This is a genomic window from Pseudomonas sp. UFMG81, assembly GCF_015354575.1.
GTDB lineage: Bacteria > Pseudomonadota > Gammaproteobacteria > Pseudomonadales > Pseudomonadaceae > Aquipseudomonas.
Window position 1 is genome coordinate 1 of sequence record NZ_JACAFQ010000049.1, and the last position, 17,985, is coordinate 17,985.

A 17,985-nucleotide genomic window follows, 5' to 3' on the forward strand; every position below is an offset into this window, starting at 1 on the left:
CACCCCCACTGCTCGTAGACCCAGGTCGCCGCTACCGCCCCCAGCCCGCTGCCCAACGAATAACAGCACATGTAGGCGCCGATCAGCCGGCTGGCCATCTCGCCACGCCCGGCCAGCAGCAGGCTCTGGTTGGTCACGTGCACCGCCTGCACGGCGAAGTCCAGCAGCAACACCCCCAAGGCCAGCGCCAGCAACGAATGTTCGAGCAAGGCGATGGGCAGCCACGACAGTGTCAGCAGCCCCAGCGCCAGCCCGGTGGTGCGCTGCCCCAGGCCACGGTCGGCCAGGCGCCCGGACCGCGCGGCTGCCAGCGCACCGGCGATCCCGGCCAGGCCGAACAGGCCGATCTGGGTGTGGTCGAGGGCCAGCGGCGCGGCGCTCAAGGGCAGCACCATGGCGCTCCACAACACGCTGAAGGCGCTGAAGATCAGCAGCGCGAACAGCCCTCGCTGGCGTAGCAACCGATCATGCCGGTACAGCGCGAATAACGAGCCCAGCAAGGCCAGATAGCCCTGGCGCTGCCCGTGTGGTTGCGCAGCAGGCAGGCGCCAGCCAAGCAGCAATGCCATCAGCAGCGCGAGCCCCGCCGCAGCAAAATACACCGCGCGCCACCCCCACAGATCGGCCACCAGCCCCGAGGCCAGGCGCGCCAGCAGGATGCCCAGCACTACACCACTGGTGACCGTACCCACCGCCTGCCCCTGTTGCGCCGGGGTGGCCAATGTGGCGGCGTGGGCCACCATCACCTGCACCACCACGGCCATCAAACCGACCAGGCCCATGGCCACCAGCAGCACCGCCCAATCCAGCGACAGCGCCACCGCCAGCAGGGCAACGGCGGCCAGCAGCAGCTGGGTGAGGATCAAGCGCTTGCGGTCGAACAGGTCACCCAACGGCACGATCAGCAGCAACCCCACGGCATAGCCGGCCTGGGTCGCGCCGACCACCAGGCCGACGTGCGCCTGGGCAATGCCCAGGCTGCTGGCCATCGACTCCAGCAAAGGTTGGGACAGGTACACCGTGGCCACGGCGAGGGCGCAAGCCGTGGCCAGCAACAGCGTCAGGCCGCGAGTCAATTGCAGCGGTGCAGGGGGAGCGGAAGTCATGGCGCGGTCCTCGATCCATTCTGGTTTTAATTTGAAACCACAGGCTGGATTTCTAGCAAATGTGGTTTTAATCTGCAACCAAACTTGACCCTGAGATTGACCATGCTCGACGACAACAACCAGCAGTGCCCCGTGGCCCGGGCCTTGGAAGTACTCGGTGATCGCTGGGCGCTGATGATCCTGCGCGACGCCTTCGATGGCCTGCGCCGCTTCAGCGAACTGCAAAAGAACCTTGGGTTGGCGAAGAACATCCTCGCCTCGCGCCTGAAGCTGCTGGTCGAAGCGGGGTTGCTTGAACAGCAACCGGCTTCGGATGGCAGTGCCTACAAGGAGTACGTGCTGACCGAGCAGGGGCGCGCGGTGTTCCCGATCGTGATCGGGCTGCGCCAGTGGGGCGAGCGGTATCTGTTCGCAGCGGGGGAGTCACGCTCGCAGCTGGTGGATGACCGCGAGCAGCCGCTGCAAACGTTAGCGGTGCGGGCCAGGGATGGCCGGGCGTTGGGGCCGGACGATTGCCATCGGCGGGTGATCCGGCATACGTGACCGACGTGCGAACTGCATCGCCGGCAAATCACCCACCCTGAAGTTAGCAGGTCACCTGTAGGAGCGGCCTTGTGCCGCGTAAGGGCCGCAAAGCGGCCCCGGGCGATCTTGAGGTGCAATTGAGATCCTGGGGGCGCTGCGCACCCCTTTCGCGGCACAAGGCCGCTCCCACAGGTGATGTGCAAGCTTCAGGTGGGAGCCGGCTTGCCGGCGATGGGCGCTCAGGCTTTGCCGAGCAAGCGCGCCAGGCCTTCGTCGAAGGGCGTTGGCTGGGGCAGGTCGAAGCGCGCCAGCAGGCGGGTGTTGTCCGCCCGCGAATGGCGGATATCGCCCGAACGCGCCGGGCCATGGCTGATCGCCGGCAACGGGCCGACCACCTGCTCCAGCGCCTTGAGCAGCTGGTTCAGCGACGTTGCCTGGTTCAGGCCGATATTCACCGCGCCCTCTTCCACGCTGCCCTGCTCCAGCGCCTGGACCATCACTTGGACCAGGTCACCGACATACAGAAAGTCGCGGGTCTGCTCGCCATCGCCGAACACGGTGATCGGCTGGCCGGCCAGCGCACGCTCGCAGAAGATGCTGATCACCCCGGAATACGGCGAGGACGGGTCCTGGCGTGGCCCGAAGATGTTGAAGAAGCGGAACACCACCGGCTCCAGGCCGTGCTGGCGACGGTAGAAGTCCAGGTATTGCTCGCTGGCCAGCTTGTCCACCGCGTAGGGGGTGAGCGGCGCCTTGGGCGTGTCTTCGGCAATGGACTGGCCCTCGCCGTTGTTGCCGTACACCGCTGCGCTCGAGGCGAACAGCACGCGGCGCACGCCATTCAGGCGCATCGCCTCGCAAACGTTGAGAGTGCCGATGAAGTTGCTCTGGTGGGTCTTCACCGGGTCTTCGACCGACGCCTGCACCGAGGCCACCGCGGCCAGGTGCACCACCGCCAGGCAACCCGCGGCGGCGCGGGCCAGCAGAGCGGCGTCGGCGACGTCGCCTTCGATCAGTTCCAGGCGCGGGTGGGCAAGCTGAAGGTTGTCGCGCTTGCCGGTGGACAGGTCGTCGAGCACGCGCACCGCGTAGCCTTTGGCCAGCAACGCATCGCACAGGTGGGAGCCAATGAAGCCGGCGCCGCCGGTGATCAGGATGGGGGCATCAGCCATGTCGGTAGTAACGGTCCAGTAGCGGCGGCAAGCCGGCGCGCCAGGCGCGCGGCTTGATGCCAAAGGTATGAAGGATCTTCTTGCAGGCCAGCACCGCATGCTGCGGCTCTTCGCTGGCGTCCGGGCGCGCGGCGTGGGCCTGGGCGGTCGGTTGCTGCACGGCCAGCTTTTGCCATTGCGCGGCTTCGGTCAGGATCGCCTGGCCCAGCGCCAGCGGCGTGGTCGCCTCGTTGCCGGCGTAATGGTAGGTGCCCCACAGCGGCGCTTTGCAATCGAGTTGCTTGAGCACAGACAGGATGACCCGGGCGGCGTCGTCGACAGGGGTCGGGTTGCCCCGTCGGTCATCGGCCAGCAACAGCTCATGGGGCAGTTCGGCCCGGGTGAGGAAACGCCCGAGCGAACCCTCGCGGCTTTCGTCGAGCAACCAGCCAAAGCGCAGCAGCACGTGCTGCGGGCAGGTGGCGCGCACGCTCTGCTCGATACGCCACAGGGCCTGGCCCCGCTGGCCGAGGGGCACCGGCTCGTCCTTCTCGCTGTAGGCGGTGGCACGGGAGCCGTCGAACACCCGGTAGCTGGAAGGTTGCACCAGCACCATCTCGTGGTGCTGGCACAGTTCGGCGAGGCGCTCCACTGCGCGTTCCTGCTGGGCCAGGCGCTGTTCGCTGACCGACTCGGCCTGGAACCAGTCGAAGTAATACGCCAGGTTGACCACCGCGTCGGGGCGGTGCTCGTCGAGCAACAGGGTCAGGCTGGCCGGGGCCCAGCCGTTTTCCGGCGGGCGCGGCGCCAGGAAGGCGATGTCTTCCTCGGCGCCAAGGCGAATCAGTGCTTGCCCGAGGGCATTGCCTCCACCCAACAGCATCAGGCGCATTCGCATAGGGTCAACAGGTCCGCTCAGATCGATGGAGGAAAGGGGGCATTTTGCGGTTTCCGGCAGGGGAAGTCCAACGTAGGCAGGGGCCGACGCCGCCGGCACGCTGTTCCCCCTTCCCCAACAGCTACTTATACTGCGCCAGGCCTGCACAAGGAGATGCCCATGGACGCTGATTCGACCACCGCGCAACGTGCCCTCTGGCAATACGACGAGCCCGCCCCAGGCGCCGAGCGCTTCATTGACGAAGTTTTCGACGGCTACCGTCAGCAGGCCCGCCTGCTGCTGCCCGATAGCGAGCGGGCGCCGGCGGTGTTCGTGGTGGGTGGCGCGCGCTCGGACTTCACCCGGCTCAACCCGCTGCTGTACCGCCTGCAACAGCAAGGCATCGGCTCGCTGACCGGCAACCTGTCCGGCCATAGCCTGGCCAGCGAACCCGGGGCCAAGGACGCTTCGCTGGCCAGCAACCTGCGCGAAGCCCTGCGCTTCCACCAGCACCTCGACCCGCGCAGCGACACCCTGGTCGGCCACAGCCTGGGCGGCGCCATCGCCCTCAAGCTGGCGGCGCAGCGCCCGAGCGTGCGCAAGCTGGTGCTGATCTGCCCGGCGGTATACCCCGATGCCGCCCACAGCGCGCCGTTCGGGCCGGCGTTCACGGCGGCGATCCGCAAGCCCTTCGCGTTTCTCGACTGCGACAGCTATGCCTTCCTGCGCCAGTTCCAGGGCCGCGTGCTGTTGGTGATCGGCGAGTACGACGGGCTCAACTCGCGGGTGCATGGCCAGGGGGCCGGGACCTCGGCAGGGGTCAGGCGGATGGCGGGTGTCGAGCGCTACAGCCCGATCCCCGAAGAAGTGACCCACAGCCTGCTGCGCTCGGTACCAGCGCCGCATGTGGAGTGCCTGATGCTGACCGACTGCGACCACGGCATCGCCGCGCACCTGCGCGACCGGCCAGAGGTGGCGGACCAGGTGGCGCAGGCGGTGGCGGCGTTCATTCTGGAATAAGCCGCGCCTAGGCATGAACGCGGTGATTGTGGGAGCGGGCTTGCCCCGCGATGCCTTCAGATAATCGCGGGGCAAGCCCGCTCCCACCCCCTTACTTGAACGACAAACCTGCTTGCGCGCCGGTACTACTCGATCTCGAACAACCCATTGCTGATCGACCCGGCGCTCAGGCGGTCGCGGATGTCGTCGTCGATACGCGGATCATCCGGGCGATACAGCCGTACCTGGCGAAACGCATTGATCCGGTTGATCTCTTCACCCAGGTACTCCCAGACCACCCGGGTGCACGCCGGGTTGCGCCGGTCGCCGCTGGAAACGCCGGTCTTCAGGCCATTGAGGCGGGTGATGCGGCTCTTGAAGCTGGGGATGAGAATGGTCTGGCTCATCTCGTTCAAGGTCAGCGACTCGTAGTCGACCAGGAACAACCGATCCTGCAACTGGAACGCCGCCCCCAGGTAACGGCAGCGCACCTCGGCGTGAGGGTCGGTGGCGCTGCTGCGTTCCTGCCGCTCCTGGCGCTCGAACAGGTAGCGCTCGCGCTCTTCGCGCAGGTGCACCAGCGACACCAGGATCAAGCCTGGGACCGACATGCAGTTGGAGTATTCGAAGTAGTAACCGCAGTAGCGCGACAGGTTGACGACATGGTCGTTGAGCGGCTTGAACAGCTCACTGATCGGGTTGTTCTGCTGCGCGGCCGGGTTGCGTGCTCCGATCAGGCGGGCGAACTGTTCGGGTGGCAAACCCAGTTCGTAATCCTCGACACCGAAGAAGTCGCCGATGCGCTTGAGGTTGTACGGCGTCGGGCGGCTTTGCCCGCTCAGGTACTTGTTGAACTGCCCACGGTTGATCGACAGCTGCCGGCAAACCTCCGAGATAGAGCGGTAGTGGCTGCAGGCCAATTTGAGGTTGTCAGCGAAATGATCGCCCATGATACGGGGGTCCAGATGATGCGAGTGATGCAATTCTAGCATCAAGTCGCACCAAAATAGAGCAACCCGCGAAATTGTAACCGCAGTTGTCATGACCCACCCTGCGCCCCAATCAATCGCGGTGCGCCTGCCGTCCGCTGGTTTTCCACACGAACAATAAGAATCGAGGTCATTTCAAAATGCTCGAAGCACTCAACGATTTCCTTTCGGGGAAGCTCCTCATCGTGCTGATCGTCGGCCTGGGTAGCTACTTCACCATCCGCTCGCGGTTCGTGCAGTTTCGCCACTTCGGCCACATGTTCGGTGTGTTCAAGGAATCCCTGCGTGGCCAGGCAGGCCAGCTGAGCTCGTTCCAGGCCCTGATGCTGAGCCTGGCCGGCCGCGTGGGCGCCGGTAACATCGCCGGTGTCGGTATCGCCGTGACCCTGGGCGGCCCAGGCGCGGTGTTCTGGATGTGGGTCACCGCACTGGTGGGCATGTCCAGCAGCTTCTTCGAATGCACCCTGGCCCAGGTCTACAAGCGCGCCGACGGCGACGGCCTGTACCGCGGCGGCCCGGCGTACTACATCCAGCACGGCCTGAAGCTCAAGAGCATGGCGATCGTGTTCTCGATCCTGCTGCTGGTCACCTACGGCTTCGCCTTCATCGGCCTGCAGTCGTACACCGTGACCCACTCGCTGCAGAACGCCTTCGCCTTCGATCCCAAGCACACCGGCCTGGTCCTGGCCGTGCTGCTGGCCATCACCTTCATCGGTGGCATCAAGCGTATCGCCGCGGTGTCCGACCTGCTGGTACCGGTCAAGACCCTGGCCTACATCGGCGTCACCCTGTACGTGATCGGCACCCAGATCGAACACGTGCCAGCGATGCTGGAAACCATCTTCAAGAGCGCCTTCGGCCTCGACCCTGCGTTCGCCGGCCTGCTGGGCAGCGCCATCGTCATGGGCGTGAAGCGTGGCGTATTCGCCAACGAAGCGGGCCTGGGCAGTGCGCCGAACGTCGCCGCCGTGGCCGCCGTGAAGCACCCGGGCGCGCAAGGCGTGGTCCAGGCCTTCAGCGTGTTCCTCGACACCTTCGTGATCTGCACCTGCACCGCGCTGCTGATCCTGCTGTCGGGCTTCTACACCCCAGGCTTCGAAGGTGACGGCATCGTCCTGACCCAGAACTCGCTGGCCGCCGTGGTCGGTGACTGGGGCCGTGTGTTCGTCAGCGTCGCGCTGTCGCTGTTCGTGTTCACCTGCATCCTCTACAACTACTACCTGGGCGAGAACAGCCTGCAGTTCATGACCCGCAACCGCGCCGTGCTGATGGCGTTCCGTGGCCTGGTGCTGGCACTGGTGGTGTGGGGTTCGATGCAGGACCTGTCGACCGTGTTCGCCTTCGCCGACATCACCATGACCTGCCTGGCCTTCGTCAACTTGATCGCCCTGGCCCTGCTGTTCAAGGTCGGCCTGCGGGTGATGCGCGACTACGACGCGCAGCGCAAGGCTGGCATCAAGCAGCCGGTGTTCGACTCGAGCAAGTTCACCGACCTGGACCTGGACCGTGCCGCCTGGCCGGCCAATCCGCAGGTTGAAACAGCCACTGACAAAGCCGCCGCACCGGCACACGCTCAGCGCTGATATTCTCCCCTGCCCCAGCCGCCCCGTCCGCGGGCGGCTGACCTCTTCTTTGTCTTCAGGCCTCTTCGCCGGCAAGCCGGCTCCCACAGGGGACAGCGTTGCCTCGGGCATACGCTGCGACAAGGCCTGACATCGCTACGGAATGTTCCAATGCGTGCAGTCAAGAATCTCCTCGTCCTCTACACCGGTGGCACCATCGGCATGTTGCAGACTGCCGAAGGCCTGGCGCCCGCCGGTGGCTTCGACGCACGCATGCGCGAACACTTCGCCGCGTGCGCCGATGCCCCCCAGTTGCAATGGACCCTGCGTGAACTGAACCCACTGATCGACAGCGCCAACATGCAGCAAGCCAACTGGCTGGCGATGCGCGATGCCATCGTCGAGGCGGTCGAGCGTGATGGCCACGACGGCGTGCTGGTGCTGCACGGCACCGACACCCTGGCCTACAGCGCCGCGGCCCTGTCGTTCCTGCTGCTGGGCCTACCAGCACCGGTGCTGCTGACCGGCTCGATGCTGCCGGCCGGTGCGCCGGGCAGCGATGCCTGGGCCAACCTGATCGGCGCCCTGCGCCTGTGCGAAAGCGGCCTGGAAGACGGCGTGCAGCTGTACTTCCACGGCCAGCTGCTGCATGGCTGCCGCGCGTCCAAGCTGCGCAGCGAGGCGTTCGACGCCTTCACCGTGCTGCCTCGCCACCGCGAAGGCGAGCGGGTGGCCGAGCTCCCGGCGCGCCTGGATTACCGCCAGCCGCGCCAGCCGGTCAAACTGGCGGTGCTGCCGGTGTTCCCCGGCCTTGCCGCCGAGCACCTGCGCGGCCTGTTCGACAGTGGTATCCAGGGCCTGGTGCTGGAGTGCTACGGCAGCGGTACCGGGCCGTCGGATGACCAGGCGCTGCTCGATGTGCTGCACGATGCCCGCCAGGGCGGGGTGATGATCGTCGCCATCAGCCAGTGCCCGGAAGGAGCCGTGGTGTTCGACACCTACGCCGCTGGCAGCCGCTTGCGCGATACCGGGCTGGTGAGTGGGGGTGGCATGACCCGCGAGGCGGCGCTGGGCAAGTTGTTCGCGCTGCTGGGGGCGGGGTTGGATGTGCAGGCGGCGGAGCATTGGTTCGCGCTGGACCTGTGCGGCGAACGCGCCCAATAGAACCTGGGGGCGCTTTGCGCCCCTTTCGCTGGCAAGCCAGCTCCCACAGGGAAACGCAATTCTCCTGTAGGAGCGGCCTTGTGCCGCGAATGGGCTGCAACGCAGCCCCGACAGAATAAATGGCGGAAGGCAGCGGGAGTCGAACCTGCCCGGGAACGGCTGCCGTCCCCAACCGGGTTTGAAGCCCGGCCGCGCCACCGGGCGCGATTGCCTTCCTTGGATCGTTCAGTGCCCGGCCTGTTGCTGGGCCAGGGCACTGTCAACGCGGATATGACGCTGCTCGGCAACCCTGCGGGTCAGGCCAATGCGGTCAAAGTATTCAAGGATCTGCACGCTGCGCTTGCGACCAATACCCAAGCGGTCGCGAAACGCTGCGACCTGCACTATGGGCGATGTCGCCGCCTGCTGCAACAGCCGCTCTGCCATGCACTTCAGCGTCGCCTCCGGGTAGAACAGGTCACGCACCACCTGGTGCAACACCCCCAGCCGGGCCAGCTTGCGCAACAACAGGCGCACCTCGGCCTCCGTCACCAGTTCCTCGCTGGCCAAGGTGCGTACCCAGGGCGGATCGAACCCGCCTGCCAGCAGGCGTGGCTCCAGGCGTGACCACAATGCGGTATCGGCTTCGCTCAACTGCACCCTGTGCTGCGGCAGGTGCAGCCATGGGCCGCTGCTGGCGATCGCGCCCTCGCCCAGCAACTCCTCCAGCAAACTGACGAAGGCGGGCCGCTCCAGGGGCAACGCGGTATAGCGGCGCAGGCGATCGCGGTCAGGGCCCAACTGGTCGGGCTCCTGTTCGTGGAACAGCGCGAGCTTCTCCAGCACCTGCTGCTTGAGTGCCTGCCACTGCTGGCGGGCGAAGAGTAATTGGCCCTGGCGAGTGGCGACCACCAGCACCTGTTCCGGTAACTGCCAGGTTTCACGCAGGCGGTTGAACTGGCGCTCCAGCCGCTGCGGGTCGAGCCCGCCCGCGGCCGCTTCCAGCAACCCCGGCAGTGCGTGCTCAAGGTCATCGGCCTCGCGCAGCACCTGCAACTGACGCAGACGCGTCTCGCTGCGCCGCTGCCGGCTCGGGGCAAACGGGTCGAGCACCCGGCCGCCACCCAGGGTGCGCTGGGCACGCTGGTCGCGCAGCACCAGGCGATCGCCGTGCACTGCCTGCAAGGGGGCATTGAGCAGCAACTGGGCGAACATGCGCTCGCCGCCCTTCACCCGCTCGCCTTCGAGCAGCGCGACGCGCGCAGTGACATCCTGGGTGCCCAGGTGCACATGCACGGCGCTGAAATGCTCGAAGGTGCGGGTTTCCCCCGCCAGCAGCGTCAGGTCGATATCGATGCGCACACTCGGGGCATGCAGCCATTGCGGCACCAGCCAATCGCCGCGATGCACCTGCTCGGCCGCCAGGCGCTCGCCGCTGATGTTCAACGCCACTCGCTGCCCGGCCTCGGCCACCAGCGCTGCCTGGTTCTGCGCATGCAGCCCACGCACCCGCACCGGCTTGCCGGCCTTGCCCAGCAACAGGGTGTCGCCGGCACTCACCTGCCCGGCCAATGCCGTACCGGTGACCACCAGCCCCGCCCCCGACACCGCGAAGGCGCGGTCCACGGCCAGGCGAAAGCCCCCGCGCACGCTGCGTTGACGCACCTTGGCCGCAGCGGCCAGCAAGGCCTCGCGCAGGGCGCCAACGCCCTCGCCGCTGACGCTGGACAGCGGGAACTGCTCGGCCCCGGCATAGGGCCCGGGCGCCAGCAGCTCGGCGACCTGGGCGTGCACCTCGGCCAACCGCGCAGGCTCCACCCGGTCGCACTTGCTGATGGCCACCAGCGCCTGGGGAATACCCAGCAGCTCGATGATCGACAGGTGCTCGCGGGTCTGCGGCATCACGCCATCGTCGGCGGCCACCACCAGCAGCACCAGGTCGATGCCATGGGCACCGGCCAGCATGTTGTGGATAAAACGCTCATGCCCCGGCACATCGATGAAGCCGGTCAGTGGCGCGCCGTCGGCCAGGGCCGCGTAGCGGTAGCCGAGGTCGATGGTCATGCCACGGGCACGCTCTTCCTGGCGGGTGTCGCCGGCCTGGCCGGTCAGGGCTTGCAGCAGTGCGGTCTTGCCATGGTCGATATGCCCGGCGGTGCCAACGATCACTGCACCGGCCCCAATTGCAGCGCCGGCAGCTGCGCCAGCCACTGGGCCTCGTCGTCCAGCTGGCGCAGGTCGAGCCACAGGGCATCGTCGTCGATGCGCCCGAGTACCGGCACCGGCAGGTCGCGCAGGGCCCGCTCCAGCACGTGCAGGCTGCGGCCACGCAGCTTCTTTGACACCTGCGGGCGCAGGCACAGGGCGGAACTGGGCAGGCGCGCCACCGGCTGGCTGCCGCTACCGATCATGCCCAGGGTCGGCTCGACGGTGACGGACCATTGTTCACCAAGGTGGGCCCGGAGCTCGGGGGCCAGGCGTTCCGCCTGGGCCTGGATTTCAGCCTGGCTGCGGGTCAGCAGGCGCAGGCTGGGCAAACGCTCGGCCAGGCGGTCGGGGTTGCGGTACAGCTGCAGCACCGCTTCCAGCGCGGCGAGGGTGATCTTGTCCACGCGCAGGGCGCGCTTGAGCGGGTTCTTCTTGATCTTCGCGATCAGGTCTTTGCGCCCGACGATGATCCCGGCCTGCGGGCCGCCGAGCAGTTTGTCGCCACTGAAGGTGACGATATCGGCGCCATCGGCGAGGGCCTGGCGTACGGTCGGTTCGGCCGGCAGGCCCCAGCGAGTGAGGTCGAGCAGGCTGCCGCTGCCCAGGTCTTCGAGCAGTGGCAGTTGGTGTTCATGGGCAATCCGCGCCAGCTCTGCGGTGGGCACCTGGGTGGTGAAGCCCTGAATGCTGTAGTTGCTGCAATGCACGCGCATCAGCAGGCCAGTGCGCGGGTTGATCGCGCCTTCGTAGTCGCGGGCATGGGTGCGGTTGGTGGTGCCGATCTCGTGCAGCTTCACGCCGGCGCGGGCCATGATGTCGGGGATGCGGAAGGCGCCGCCGATTTCGATCAGCTCGCCACGGGAGATGATGCCCTCCTTGCGCGCGCCCAGGCTGTTGAGCGCCAGCAGCACGGCGGCGGCATTGTTGTTGACCACGGTGACGGCCTCGGCGCCGGTCAGCTCGCGGATCAAGCCCTCGATCAGGTCGTCGCGGTCGCCGCGCTTGCCGGTGGCCAGGTCGAATTCCAGGTTGAGCGGGTAGCGCGCGGCGGTCTGCATGGCCTCGACGGCTTCCTCGGGGAGCAGTGCCCGGCCGAGGTTGGTGTGCAGCACCGTGCCGGTGAGGTTGAACACCCGGCGCACCTGGCTGCGTTGCTGGAGGGCCAGGCGTTCGCCGGTGCGGCCGAGCAGCGCTTCGGCGGCCAGCTCTATGGCAGTTAGTTGGCCGAGCCGGGCGGGGTCGCGCAGGTCGTCGAGCAGTTGGCGCAGGGTGGCCAGCACGGCATCGCGGCCGTGGCGGTCGAGCAGCGGGAGGCAGGCCGGGTGGCGCAGCAGGGTGTCGATGGCGGGCAGGCGTGGGGTGGCGCTGGCGGGGCTGGAGGGCATGCGGAGTACTACCTTGGACTGATCCGTTGTCTGTACTGGCCTCTTCGCGGGGCAAGCCCGCTCCTACAGGTACGGCGCTACCCTCAAGGATGGCGCTGTGCCTGTAGGAGCGGGCTTGCCCCGCGAAGCAGGCGACTCGGTATTACAGTGTAGACACCCCCCACTACCCAGGCGCCAGCAGCAGGTTCGGCGCCAGCCGCTGGAACCCCTCCTCGTCCAGGCGAATATCCAGTGCCAGGCTGGCCAGGTCATCGGCCAGCGGCTCGGCGGCGGCGTCGTTCTCCAGATAGCTCTGCTTCAGGTAGCTCTGGCACCCCGGGCAACACTCGGCACGCAGCGGTGCCTTGCCCGGCGCATGGCGATCATCGTCCAGGTTGGTGTAGCGCAAGTCCTTGCTCGATTCGCAGTACACACACTTCACCCGCACCACATGCCATTCACAGGCACACAGCGAACAGGCCAGGTAGCGCAGGCCATTGTGCTTGCCGCGGTTGCGCACCACCCCGGCCATGGCCGGCGAGCCGCAGGCCGGGCACTGGGCCAGGCTGTCACCGGGTTTGAGTTCGGGTGCGGGCAGCGCCAGCAGCCAGCTCGACCAGGCGGCCTGCAACGCGGCCCCCACGAAGGGCACCAGGGCTGCGGGCACGGCGTCGTACTGCCCGCCCAGCAGGGCGATACCCCAGCCCTTGCGCTGTACATCGTCACTCCCGCGCAAGGTCAGCAGCGCCTCGGCCAGCGGCCCTTCGGACTCGGCCTGGAAGTGTTCAAGCAAGGCATGCAGCCATGTCAGCCACGGCCCTTCACGCACCAGGCTGTCCGCCGCCAGCGGCGGCAGGCCATGACTTATGCACAGGCGTTGGCGCTCTTCGGCCACCGGCAGGCCGCCGGGCGGGTTATCCACAAGCCACTGCTGCACCCGGCACAGCCGTGCGATCAACCGCAGGTACTCGCCAAGGGCATGCCCCTCGGCCAGGTGCTCCAGGCGCGCGGCGCGCAGTTCGAACAGGTTGGCGGGGGGCAGGTGCAGAAACGGCGGCATCACCGCCGACGCTTCGATCTGCCCGGGTTCGAGAATCGTGCTCAAACGGTCATCCTTCTTTACGTCCGTGGTTGCCCGGCGTCTTGTCGCCGGTCACTTCGCGGTACCACAGTTCATGGTGCTTGCGCGCCCAGGCGCGGCTGACCCAGCCATGCAGCATGGCGCCGATCGAACCCTTGATCCAGATCCCGGCGTAGATGTGCACGATGATGCTGAGGATCAGCACGAACGCCGCCAGGGCATGCAGCAGCGTGGCCAGGCGAATGGCGCCGATATCGAAGTACTGGCTGAACCAGGCGCGCCAGATCACCACGCCGCTGACCAGCAGCACCAGCATGCACGCCAGCAAGGTCCAGAACAGCAGCTTCTGCCCGGCGTTGTACTTGCCCACCGGCGGTACGCCCTCTTCCTTGTTCAGCATCACCCGATCGACGCGGCGCAGCCACAGGCGGTCGTTGGCGGTGATGAAATTGGCGCGCCAGAAACGCAGCACCAGGCCGAGGAAGAACACGAACATGGCCACGCCGAGGAACGGGTGGAGGATGCGCGTCCACGGCCCGCCGCCGAACAGGTGGCTGAGCCAGAACAGCGCCGGGTGGAACAGCGCCAGCCCCGACAACCCGGCCAGCACGAACAGGATCGCCACCACCCAGTGGTTGCTGCGCTCGTTGGCGTTGTAGCGCAGGATCGGTTTGTTGTCGTTCATGGCCGCTGCTCCCCCTGCCCGCCAGGGCGGTTCGGATCATAGACATGCACCGCGGGGTCCACCGGGTGGACGCTGTGGTCGGGCGGCGTGGGGTACTCATCCTCCTCGACCCGCTGCGGCCCCACGCGCACGTAGTGGAAGAACCCAGCCAGCACCGCCGCGCCCATGGCCAGCAGCGCCAGCGGCTTGGTGAAGCCCTTCCACAGCCCCACCAGAGGGCTGATCACCGGCTGGTCCGGCAGGCCGGCGTACAGCCTGGGGGTGTCGGCGTGGTGCAGCACGTACATCACGTGGGTGCCACCGACCCCATCCGGGTCGTACAGCCCGGCGTTCTCGTAGCCACGCGACTTGAGGTCGACGATGCGCTCGTCGGCATGCACCTTCATCTCGTCCTTGCTGCCGAAAACGATCGCCCCGGTGGGGCAGGTCTTCACGCAGGCCGGCTCCAGGCCCACGCTGACGCGGTCGGAACACAGGGTGCACTTGTACGCCTTGTGGTCCTTCTGCGAGATGCGCGGGATGTTGAACGGGCAGCCGGTGATGCAGTAGCCGCAGCCGATGCAGTGGTCCTGGTTGAAGTCGACGATGCCGTTGGCGTGCTTGATGATCGCCCCCGGGCTCGGGCAGGCCTTCAAGCAACCTGGGTCGGCGCAGTGCATGCAGCCATCCTTGCGGATCAGCCACTCCAGGTTGCCGTCGTCGCGCTCGTGCTCGGTGAAGCGCATCAGGGTCCAGGTTTCGGCGGAAAGGTCCTGGGGGTTGTCGTAGGTGCCGTGGTTGTGGCCCACCTCGTCACGCAGTTCGTTCCACTCCGAGCACGCCACCTGGCAGGCCTTGCAGCCGATGCACTTGGTGGTGTCGATCAGCTTGGCGACTTCCTCCTGCTGGCGCACCGAGGGCGGCACGGTGGTGGTGGCCGAGCGGGCAATGATGTCTTGGCTGGCCATCAGAGTTTCTCCACTTTGACGAGGAACGACTTGGACTCCGGCGTCTGCGTGTTGCCGTCACCGAGGAACGGCACCAGGGTGTTGGTCAGGTAGCCGTGCCGCGTGCTGCCGGTGAAGCCCCAGTGCAAGGGGATGCCGATCTGGTGCACGGTCTGGTTGTTGACCTGCAACGGACGGATCCGCTTGGTCACCACCGCCACCGCGTCGATATGCCCGCGCTTGCTCGACACCCGTACCCGGTCGCCGGCCTTGATGCCTTTTTCGTTGGCCAGCACCTCGCCGATCTCGACGAACTGCTCAGGCTGGGCGATGGCGTTGAGCCGGCAATGCTTGCTCCAGAAGTGGAAGTGCTCGGTCAGCCGGTAGGTGGTCGCCGCATACGGGAACTCGTCATGGGTGCCGAGGGTGTCCCACACCGAATCGAAGATCCGCCCGGCCGGGTTGCTGGTGGCCTTCTTGTTCTGCGGGTGCAGCGGGTTGATCCCGATCGGCGTCTCGAACGGCTCGTAGTGCTCGGGGAACGGGCCCTCGGCCATCTTGTCGATGGCGAAGAACCGCGCCACGCCCTCGGGGTTCATGATGAACGGGTTCATCCCCGCTTCCGGTGGCGAATCGACCTTGAAGTCCGGCACGTCGGTGCCGGTCCAGGCCTTGCCGTTCCACCACACCAGGCGTTTTTTCTCCGGGTCCCACGGCTTGCCTTGCGGGTCGCTGGAGGCACGGTTGTAGAGGATGCGGCGGTTGGCCGGCCAGGCCCAGGCCCAGTTCTGCACCTGGTGCATGCCGTAGGGGTCGCTGTTGTCGCGGCGGGCCATCTGGTTGCCCTGCTCGGTCCAGCTGCCGGCGAAGATCCAGCAACCGGAGGCGGTGCTGCCGTCGTCCTTCAGCTGGGCGAAGCCGGCCAGCTGTTGCCCGGCCTTGAGGGTGGCGCCGGTGGCGTCGGCGAGGTCGCTCACGGCCCAGCCGTTCATCTCCTTGGCCAGCTCCTCGGGCGAGGGCTCTTCAGGGACCTTGTACGGCCAGCTGATGTTGAGTATCGCGTCGGGGTAGGCGCCGCCCTCGGCCTGGTAACGCTTGCGCAGGCGCAGGAACAGCTCGCTCATGATGTGCACATCGGTGCGGGTCTCGCCCGGGCCGTCGGCGCCCTTCCAGTGCCACTGCAGCCAGCGGCTGCTGTTGACCAGCGAGCCGTCCTCTTCGGCGAAGCAGGTGGTGGGCAGGCGGATCACTTCGGTCTGGATGTTGGCCGTGTCGACGTCGTTGAACGGGCCGGCGTTGCGCCAGAACTCGGAGGTTTCGGTGGCCAGCGGGTCCATGATCACCAGCCACTTGAGCTTGGCCAGCGCCGCGGTGACGCGGTTCTTGTCCGGCAGCGCGGCGATCGGGTTGAAGCCTTGGCACATGTAGCCGTTGACCTTGCCCTGGCCCATCATCTCGAACATGCGCAGCACGTCGTAGGCCGGCACGTCGAGCTTGGGCAACCAGTCATAGCCCCAGTTGTTCTCGGCGGTGGCATTGGCGCCGTACCAGGCCTTCATCAGGCTGACGTGGAACTTGCCGTAGTTCTGCCAGTACGACAGCTGCCCGGGGCGCAGCGGCTTGGAGGCGCGCTTGTCGATGTAGCTGGCGTAGTCCTGCTCGGCATCACCGGCCAAGGTGAGGTAGCCCGGCAGCGAGTTGGACAGCAGGCCCAGGTCGGTCAGGCCCTGGATGTTGGAGTGCCCGCGCAGCGCGTTGACCCCACCACCCGGCATGCCCACGTTGCCCAGCAGTAACTGCACCATGGCCGCACTGCGGATGATCTGCGCGCCGATGGAGTGCTGGGTCCAGCCCAGGGCGTAGAGGATCGTCATGGTCTTGCCCGGCACCGAGCAGGTGGCGATCTCTTCCCAGACTTTCATCATCTGGTCCTGGGGCATGCCGCAGGTCATGCTCGCCAGCTCCGGCGTGTAGCGGCTGTAGTGCTGCTTCATCAGCTGATAGACGCAACGCGGGTGCTGCAGGGTCGGGTCGACCTTGGCAAAGCCGTCTTCGCCCAGCTCGTACCCCCAGCCGGACTTGTCGGCGTACACGCGCTTGGCCGCGTCGTAGCCGCTGAACAGCCCGTCCTCGAAGCCATAGCTTTCTTTGACGATGAACGACACGTCGGTGTAGTTGCGCACGTACTCGTGCTGGATCTTGTCGTTGCTCAGCAGGTAGTTGATCAGCCCGCCCATGAAGGCGATGTCGCTGCCGGTGCGAATGGGCGCGTAGTAATCGGCAACTGATGCGGTACGGGTGAACCGCGGGTCGACCACGATCAGCCGCGCCTTGTTGTGCGCCTTGGCCTCGGTCACCCACTTGAAGCCGCACGGGTGCGCTTCAGCGGCGTTGCCGCCCATCACCAGGACCAGGTTTGCGTTGGCGATGTCAGACCAGTGATTGGTCATCGCGCCACGGCCGTACGTCGGGGCAAGACTTGCCACCGTTGGGCCGTGTCAGACACGCGCCTGGTTATCGAACCCCAGCATGCCGGTGGCACGGATCACCTTGTGCGTCAGGTAGCCCGCTTCGCTGGAAGCGGCGGACGCGGCAAGGAAGCCCGTGGTGAGCCAACGGTTGACCGTCTGGCCCTGGGCGTTCTTCTCGATGAAGTTGGCGTCGCGGTCCTGTTTCATCAGGTCGGCGATGCGGTCGAGGGCTTCGTCCCACTCGATGCGCGTCCATTCCTTGCTGCCCGGCTTGCGGATCTCGGGGTACTTGAGGCGGCTCGGGCTGTGGATAAAGTCCAGCAGGCCCGCGCCTTTGGGGCACAGGGTGCCGCGGTTGACCGGGTGGTCCGCGTCGCCCTCGATGTGGATGATGCTTTGTTTGACGTTCTTGCCCGCGTCACCCTGGCTGTACAGGATCAGGCCGCAGCCGACCGAGCAGTAGGGGCAGGTGTTGCGGGTTTCTTTGGTGTGCGCCAGCTTGAAGTGGCGCACCTGCTCGGCGAACGCGGGGGTTGGGGCCATGCCCAACGCCGCAAGGCTCGAGCCTCCAAGGCCGACGGCGGCGACCTTGAAGAATTGCCGACGGTTGAGGTCCATCGTGCACTCCTGATCAGGTTCTCGGGCGCACGGGACATGGCCGGCGCCTCAGGGACATCACGGTGGCGGCAAACGCAGGCCGCCAACGGTTAAGCCTAGTCAAGAATCAGGGAAGTGCGATGACGCAGGTCATGGAACCGGCGAGGCTGAGGGCATTGAGGTGAGCAACAGTTTTGCGTTGCCGGGGCCGGCCCTATCGCTGGCAAGCCAGCTCCCACAAGGACCAGGCCTGCCCTGCTTTTGTGGGAGCCGGCTTGCCGGCGATTGTCCGGTAAAGGCA

General features: G+C 66.7%; 14 protein-coding genes and 1 tRNA gene. 4 read left to right on the forward strand and 11 right to left on the reverse strand.

Annotated elements, in window-relative coordinates; translation table 11 throughout:
* Positions 1-1,106, reverse strand: a 1,106-nt coding sequence (locus IX761_RS24870; protein ID WP_194792150.1) for an MFS transporter, incomplete at its 3' end; no start/stop codon positions are given.
* Positions 1,107-1,208: 102 nt separating this feature from the next.
* Between IX761_RS24870 and IX761_RS24875 the strand changes: the two genes are divergently transcribed.
* Positions 1,209-1,649 carry a winged helix-turn-helix transcriptional regulator gene (locus tag IX761_RS24875; protein WP_194792151.1) on the forward strand — a complete coding sequence of 147 codons (441 nt, stop codon included), beginning with the start codon at positions 1,209-1,211 and terminating at the stop codon, positions 1,647-1,649.
* 221 nt (positions 1,650-1,870) lie between these two features.
* Here IX761_RS24875 and IX761_RS24880 read toward each other — a convergent pair whose 3' ends face one another.
* Together IX761_RS24880 and IX761_RS24885 are read right to left on the reverse strand one after the other, a co-directional pair.
* Positions 1,871-2,803: an NAD-dependent epimerase/dehydratase family protein gene (locus IX761_RS24880; RefSeq protein WP_194792152.1), complete on the reverse strand. Its 933-nt coding sequence runs from the start codon at positions 2,801-2,803 to the stop codon at positions 1,871-1,873.
* Positions 2,796-3,680 (reverse strand): sugar nucleotide-binding protein, encoded by an 885-nt coding sequence (locus IX761_RS24885; RefSeq protein WP_194792153.1) that lies wholly within the window; start codon positions 3,678-3,680, stop codon positions 2,796-2,798. Before IX761_RS24885 ends, IX761_RS24880 begins: the two co-directional genes overlap by 8 nt.
* Before the next feature lie 159 nt (positions 3,681-3,839).
* On the opposite strand from IX761_RS24885, the gene IX761_RS24890 reads away from it, so the two are divergent.
* Entirely contained in the window at positions 3,840-4,679 is an 840-nt protein-coding gene (locus IX761_RS24890; RefSeq protein ID WP_194792154.1) for an alpha/beta hydrolase, read from the forward strand.
* Between the two features lie 125 nt (positions 4,680-4,804).
* On the opposite strand, the gene IX761_RS24895 is transcribed toward IX761_RS24890, so the two are convergent.
* Positions 4,805-5,608, reverse strand: coding sequence for a helix-turn-helix domain-containing protein (locus IX761_RS24895; protein ID WP_110993334.1), 804 nt, complete (start codon positions 5,606-5,608; stop codon positions 4,805-4,807).
* 179 nt (positions 5,609-5,787) lie between these two features.
* Between IX761_RS24895 and IX761_RS24900 the strand changes: the two genes are divergently transcribed.
* Both IX761_RS24900 and IX761_RS24905 read left to right on the forward strand, forming a co-directional pair.
* Positions 5,788-7,230, forward strand: coding sequence for an alanine/glycine:cation symporter family protein (locus tag IX761_RS24900; RefSeq protein ID WP_194792155.1), 1,443 nt, complete (start codon positions 5,788-5,790; stop codon positions 7,228-7,230).
* Positions 7,231-7,380: 150 nt separating this feature from the next.
* Positions 7,381-8,373, forward strand: coding sequence for an asparaginase (locus tag IX761_RS24905; protein WP_194792156.1), 993 nt, complete (start codon positions 7,381-7,383; stop codon positions 8,371-8,373).
* A gap of 120 nt (positions 8,374-8,493) precedes the next feature.
* Here the strand turns inward: IX761_RS24905 and IX761_RS24910 are convergent.
* The 7 genes from IX761_RS24910 to fdnG form a co-directional block, all read right to left on the reverse strand.
* Positions 8,494-8,589 (reverse strand) — tRNA-Sec (locus tag IX761_RS24910).
* Between the two features lie 9 nt (positions 8,590-8,598).
* Complete coding sequence (gene selB / locus IX761_RS24915; protein WP_194792157.1) at positions 8,599-10,521, reverse strand: selenocysteine-specific translation elongation factor; 1,923 nt, start codon at positions 10,519-10,521, stop codon at positions 8,599-8,601.
* A complete protein-coding gene (gene selA, locus IX761_RS24920) occupies positions 10,518-11,945 on the reverse strand; it encodes an L-seryl-tRNA(Sec) selenium transferase (RefSeq protein WP_194792158.1) in 1,428 nt (475 codons plus the stop codon). The genes selB and selA overlap by 4 nt, the downstream gene beginning before the upstream one ends.
* Before the next feature lie 163 nt (positions 11,946-12,108).
* Positions 12,109-13,029: a formate dehydrogenase accessory protein FdhE gene (gene fdhE / locus IX761_RS24925; protein WP_194792159.1), complete on the reverse strand. Its 921-nt coding sequence runs from the start codon at positions 13,027-13,029 to the stop codon at positions 12,109-12,111.
* Positions 13,030-13,033: 4 nt separating this feature from the next.
* Entirely contained in the window at positions 13,034-13,690 is a 657-nt protein-coding gene (locus IX761_RS24930) for a formate dehydrogenase subunit gamma (RefSeq protein WP_194792160.1), read from the reverse strand.
* Positions 13,687-14,637 carry a formate dehydrogenase subunit beta gene (gene fdxH / locus IX761_RS24935; protein WP_194792161.1) on the reverse strand — a complete coding sequence of 317 codons (951 nt, stop codon included), beginning with the start codon at positions 14,635-14,637 and terminating at the stop codon, positions 13,687-13,689. The genes IX761_RS24930 and fdxH overlap by 4 nt, the downstream gene beginning before the upstream one ends.
* Positions 14,637-17,705, reverse strand: a complete 3,069-nt coding sequence (gene fdnG / locus IX761_RS24940) for a formate dehydrogenase-N subunit alpha (RefSeq protein ID WP_194792162.1) — start codon at positions 17,703-17,705, stop codon at positions 14,637-14,639. Before fdnG ends, fdxH begins: the two co-directional genes overlap by 1 nt.
* Positions 17,706-17,985 lie beyond the last annotated feature (280 nt).